The organism is Thermanaeromonas sp., from assembly GCF_021890735.1.
GTDB lineage: Bacteria > Bacillota > DSM-521 > Neomoorellales > Neomoorellaceae > Thermanaeromonas.
The window spans coordinates 1-5112 of record NZ_JAKKUR010000107.1; the positions used below are offsets into that span (position 1 = coordinate 1).

The window sequence follows — 5112 nt, forward strand, 5'->3', positions numbered from 1 at the left end:
CGGGCTGGCGGCAAGGGTCGCCGAAGGCGAGGCCGAGGAATAAATGGAGGGGACCCGCCCGAAGGGCGGGGAGGAGGCCGTTTATGCCGCAGGCCCTTGCCCTTGCCGCCTTAAGACCGGGCGGCAGTACAATGATGAGGCAGCCGGAAGGCCAGAGTCTCCCCCCAAAATCAAAGCAGCAGGAGGGCGAAAGCCGTCCTGCTGCTTACCGCTGTTAAAGATGGCCGCCACGACGCTGGCCTGTAAAGGCCCAAGCGTGGCGGCGGCAAAAGGCGTCCAGGTGAAGCGGGCTTTGAAGCTTTGGGCCGCAAGGGATAGAGGCCATTTTTTGGCGTGTAGTGAAGCACGTTTCTGGGGAGGGGCAAGAGTGCTTCACGCAGTTACCCTAAAATGGGCTAGAGGCCTTCAAAGGCAAGGGCGGATGCGGTGCTTCAGCCGGGCATGGTTTGGAATATTTATGGGTTAAGGTGAAGCAAGTCTTAAAGCTTTGGGTGGCAAGGGCTCAAGCCAACTTTTTTAAGCTTTGTGAAGCAGTTTTGGCAAGGAATTCCAACCTGCTTCACAAGAGCGTTTTAAGGTTCTTTGAAGCCTTGGGCGTCAAGGCCTGGAGGAGTGCTTCAACCTAGTTTTTGTGTCCTATTGTTGCACATATACTGTGCCATCCTGGTAGGTTACTGTAGCCCCAAGGAACTCGGCCCAATACCGGAGGGGTACGTAGATTTTGCCGTTCCACTTAAATCCGGCAGGGGGTGGACCGGCTTCGTCGTTTGCGGTGATTAGGCAAATGGGATAGTACCCGTATTTGCTCTTCGGAGCTTCTATCGCCAGGGCTGCTCCTTTTTCGTTTTCCTGAACGATCACATTTCGTAGCAGACCCAAGGCCTGCGCCGGGATGTAGGTCGTATCGCCGATAAGAATTGGTTTGAGGTTTTCTCGGGGGACGTGGAGGCCGTTGATATAGACTTCTATGCCCGGATCAGTTTCAATCGCGGGTACTCCTGCAAGGGCTAGCCCCTGGGTAGCTAGGAGTATGAGAAAAGTAGCGGCAAACACCAACAAAAGTTTCTTACGCATTTTTGATACCTCCCTGTTTTAAAGTTGTACCTTACCGGCTGGCTGATAGTACCGCATCCGCACGTCTAAAAACTGCGGCCCTATAAAGGGCACATTCCCCAAGAGTATAGGCACATTTACAGTAGCCACAAAGCCCGGCTGCCGGGCAATGCCGCCCGGCACGGGCTCACCCGGCCGGACGTACCGGAACTCCTCCAGGACCGCCGGGGCCTTTATGGGAGAGGGCCCTACCGGCACAAAGCTGGTCCCGTTGAAAGTGGTCTGGGTCATGCGGGAGAAAGCTAGGACAAAATACTGGCGGGCAAGGTGTTCCGAGCCCTCAAGGTTGCCGCCGGTATCCCGGCTGGCAGCCCGTCCAGCAAAGTCGACCGCCTCCCCAAGCATCTGGTAGACTACATCGGCGTTTTTCTTTGCCCCAAAGGCTATCCCCGTGAGGACGGCGAAGGCGCTTAGGGCCATCACCGCAAAAAGGACAAGTAGATAGACCTCCAGGAAGCCACGCTGATCACGAAGCATTGCTACCACCCTGGGAGTCATGTGCTGAATTTAGTTTTCGTATTAAATCTTCAGCAGGGCTGAACCTTATCCATAACCGTCGGGTGCCTTCTTTATTGCGGCCGTAGGAGAGACCAGGATAAAATGTACCTAAATGCGCTATGTGTACTTTTTCCCCTCTAGAAATAGCCTCTAAGAGCACTTGGAGGAAATGTTGTAACAAAAGTTCCCGCACGTCTTTTTTATAGCAGCCCATGCGTTTGGCCACTTCGCTGATAAGTTCATTGGTATTCACTGTCTCACCTCCCCATAACACGTGGGCCGCCCCCACAAAAGGAGCGGCCCGTTCAGACTAAAGTATGTTTATCCCTGTACTGTTCACCAGAAGCTTTCCAGAAGCCGTGCCGGAAGCTGTAGCCTCCTTTCTTACGGTCCAGCACCCATCTTCATCACACTCCGTATACTCGTATACGTACCTTATAGTGTAGCTGGCGGTTATGGTGTAGTACGTCGGCGGCGGAGCCATCTGGTCAGTCGCCATATCATATATCGGTGCGCCCGCAAGGCTCCAGTCCTGCTCAAACTCCACCGTAGCCTCATGGCCGTTGGGTACCATAGATACTGTCACGGTACCCACCGGCTCGACCGGGTGACCGAACCAGAAGTCAGGATGGCGCTTTGGATAAGCCAACGTAGCCGACGTTATCTCCCACGACACCAGCCTGCCCCTCGGAGGAGTGGGAGGCTTCGGCCTCAGAACCGCCTTAACTATGTCCGCATACTTGGCGGTGTTCACCGGCCGGTCTTCAGGAGGCTTATAGTTCCCGTATATGTCCTGTCCGCCCTGGCTGCGGGCATAAAATACCAGCTCGCCGGTTGTAGAACCGGAGCCGTCCTCGCCACCACCAGTGGTAGTGCCTCCCTGATCGCCAGGGTTAACCGGAGGAGGTGGAAGGACAGGTTTCACGGTTATTTCCACGTAGTTATCGGTATATTTAGCTTCTAGTATCCGCGGGTCTAAAACTGCCACGCGGACCTTATAAGGCTGGCTTTCTACCCTGAAGTTCAGGGTGAAGCTGCCGTTGCCCCACTCTGGGGCCGTTACCCCTTCAACAACTGTACTGTACTTCTGGTCGCCCTCCCTCTTTACGCCAACTCTGACCGAGGGCTTGACCGGCGATTCGTTCTTGAGGGTAAAGGTTACCTCCTTCTCTTCGCCTGGGTTACCTGTTATCTCAGTAGGACCGGACAAGATGAGGTTGGCCCACCAATCGATGGCGGCAATGAAGCCAGGCACGGCATCCGGGCTCTTCTCTAGCTGGTCGCTCCAGTCTTTGCCACGGTAAAATCCTTTGCCAGAGGGGCTAGCTTCGTCATAACGAGGTGTGGTTTCGGCTGCTACCGACCAGTTTGCGCTTTGGGGCCCCGGGTTCAACAGTAGGTGATAATAGTACAGGCCGCCGTTCTGGAAAGCATCCAGGGCCCGCACGTAAAACCTGCTGCCGTCGGAGGAAGGGATGAAACCGTTGAAAGCAGCGTACTCCGGATCCTTGCTCCTAAGATAGACACCCCACTTCTGGAGCATTTCGGCGTTCATGCCCTCGGCCTGGGAGAGGAGGCTTTCACGGGACGGGAGAGGTACGTAAATGTAAAGTGCGTCGCTTGCGTCGCCAGCCCAGGTGTTGCTCTTATCTATCACCTTCACCTGGGGACTCCGCTGGGCCAGGTCCTGGAAGTACCACAGTATGTCGTCGTCCCAGTTGCCGTAGGGGACTAATACCTTTTTCATGCCTTCCGCCTGGGCCGGGACCATGTCGGGGTTAACGGGAATATAGAGCTCGTTTAAGCCGTACCGTGTTCCTTCCTGGCCCAACCCGGCTTGGTCCAGAGCTCGCCCCAGATCACCTGGGTGTCCTTAAGGGCCAGGCCGTCGCCGCCAGGGCCTACATCGAGGCTGGCCGGGTTGTAGAGTAGCACCGGGACGCGGCGGACGAACCAGGTCATGCCGTTAGAGAGAGGAGCCTGAGAGTCGGAAGGCACTCTTTTGAGGCCTGTCCCTCCTTCAAAAGCTAGTGCGGGAAACGCAAAGAAAGAAAAAAGCAGCAAAAATAAAAAAGCCCTAAACAAGGCTTTGCGTAACATAGTTATATCAACTCCTCCGTCAGGGTAAATTCTCTAAAAAGTTTATCTCATATAGCCAACTGCCTTAAGGTATTTTAGGTCCCGATTTTCGGGTATTCCTCCCTGGGTCATCATCCATCGACCGTCTATCTTCTTAAAACGGGAAACACTAATCCAAAAAGCGCCATTGTCGTTCCGCATCTTCGATACCACTATCGCGATGGAATTATGCTTCTCAGCTATACGTATATCCTCAGCCTTAGTTTGGTTATTTTTCCTTCCATCGTCCCGGGTAGCATACATAAACTCTCGCTCGCCCTCAAAGTAGGTCTTTGTGACCCGTTTATAGGGTAACTTCTCATAAAAGGTGAGATCTACATTTTTGCGGGCCTCGAAGTCAGCCGCATTTGCATTAATGTCCTCGATGGCTTCCTGCCTGGCCTGGATCAACTCTTCGTCCGAAGGCAAGTCCGTATCCACGCTCCTCGCCACCCTCAGCAAGAGCACCGCCGCCTGGCCGCGGTTGAGGTTCTGGTCAGCGCCCAGGACCCCGGCGCTCACGCCCTTAATCAGGCCGGTCTGGGCAGCGTAGATCGCGTCTGGGTCAGTGGTATCGGTAAAGGTTGCAGTGAGCTCCTTTACTGGCACATTATACACCCTCGCCAGCCTGCCTAGCCACTTCGCAGCTTCTAACCGGGTTATCGGGGCGTCCCAGTCGCCGCTTTTATCGGGTATTACCCCCGCCTTCACCAGGCCGTCCACCACAGCAGAATACCACTCGGGTCCGGGCTCGCCGGAAACGTCTACCACGCGAGAGAGCACAGCGGCAAATTCGGCCCGGGTGATGTTGTTCCCGAGGCGCAAGGTGTTGTCGGGATAGCCACCGTAAAGCTCGAAGTCTATCGCTTCGATGATGTCGTCCTTACCCCAAGCGAAGTCGGTCTCTATGGCTCCCTTGTCGGTGAAACGGTATTCCATTTCAGCACGGGCCTGTAAGGGCACCGCGGTGAGAATGAGAATGGCGGCCAGAAGGCCGGCAGCAATTTTCTTAAGCATTAGTAAATCCCTCCCTTGAGAATTTTGGGTATAAAAATAGCGGGGAACACCCGCCTTAAGGTCTAGCTTATCTTTGCAGTAAGGCGATAATTACACCGGCAAACCCGGCGATTAGCGTGATTACTGCGCCTATGGTCCAGAATCTGAGGGTATCTAGCTTTGCATCTAGCCTAACCTCCACTTCTTTGATCTCCCTGGACAGCTTCTCGTCCAGCCTGTCTATCCTCTGGAGGAGGAAAAAAAACTCTGGCGATGCCAATCTGTTTGGCGGTTCACTGGTGGCCGCAGTTTCCCTCAATGCTTCCTCCGGCACGGCGCTCACCTGCCTTCACCTCCATTCTAGCCAAAGGTTGCCAGGATAGCAAG

At 54.7% G+C, this 5112-nt stretch carries 8 protein-coding genes; 1 reads left to right on the forward strand and 7 read right to left on the reverse strand.

All coding sequences use genetic code 11. The features are described 5' to 3' along the window. Positions 1 to 43 precede the first annotated feature (43 nt). Entirely contained in the window at positions 44 to 466 is a 423-nt protein-coding gene (locus tag L5656_RS10535; protein WP_297202729.1) for a hypothetical protein, read from the forward strand. 170 nt (positions 467 to 636) lie between these two features. Here the strand turns inward: L5656_RS10535 and L5656_RS10540 are convergent, their stop codons facing one another. The 7 genes from L5656_RS10540 to L5656_RS10570 form a co-directional block, all read right to left on the reverse strand. Beyond that, positions 637 to 1074, reverse strand: a complete 438-nt coding sequence (locus L5656_RS10540; RefSeq protein ID WP_297202731.1) for a hypothetical protein — start codon at positions 1072 to 1074, stop codon at positions 637 to 639. Between the two features lie 18 nt (positions 1075 to 1092). Next, positions 1093 to 1590, reverse strand: a complete 498-nt coding sequence (locus L5656_RS10545) for a hypothetical protein (protein WP_297202733.1) — start codon at positions 1588 to 1590, stop codon at positions 1093 to 1095. Further along, positions 1580 to 1864 carry an HU family DNA-binding protein gene (locus L5656_RS10550; RefSeq protein ID WP_297202736.1) on the reverse strand — a complete coding sequence of 95 codons (285 nt, stop codon included), beginning with the start codon at positions 1862 to 1864 and terminating at the stop codon, positions 1580 to 1582. The genes L5656_RS10545 and L5656_RS10550 overlap by 11 nt, the downstream gene beginning before the upstream one ends. Before the next feature lie 57 nt (positions 1865 to 1921). After that, the gene (locus L5656_RS10555; protein ID WP_297202738.1) at positions 1922 to 3442 is read right to left on the reverse strand and encodes a hypothetical protein; all 1521 of its coding nucleotides are present in this window, start codon (positions 3440 to 3442) and stop codon (positions 1922 to 1924) included. Continuing rightward, the gene (locus L5656_RS10560; protein WP_297202740.1) at positions 3412 to 3711 is read right to left on the reverse strand and encodes a hypothetical protein; all 300 of its coding nucleotides are present in this window, start codon (positions 3709 to 3711) and stop codon (positions 3412 to 3414) included. The genes L5656_RS10555 and L5656_RS10560 overlap by 31 nt, the downstream gene beginning before the upstream one ends. 42 nt (positions 3712 to 3753) lie before the next feature. Then, a complete protein-coding gene (locus L5656_RS10565) occupies positions 3754 to 4746 on the reverse strand; it encodes an S-layer homology domain-containing protein (protein WP_297202742.1) in 993 nt (330 codons plus the stop codon). A gap of 67 nt (positions 4747 to 4813) precedes the next feature. After that, a complete protein-coding gene (locus L5656_RS10570; RefSeq protein WP_297202744.1) occupies positions 4814 to 5059 on the reverse strand; it encodes a hypothetical protein in 246 nt (81 codons plus the stop codon). Positions 5060 to 5112: the final 53 nt, after the last annotated feature.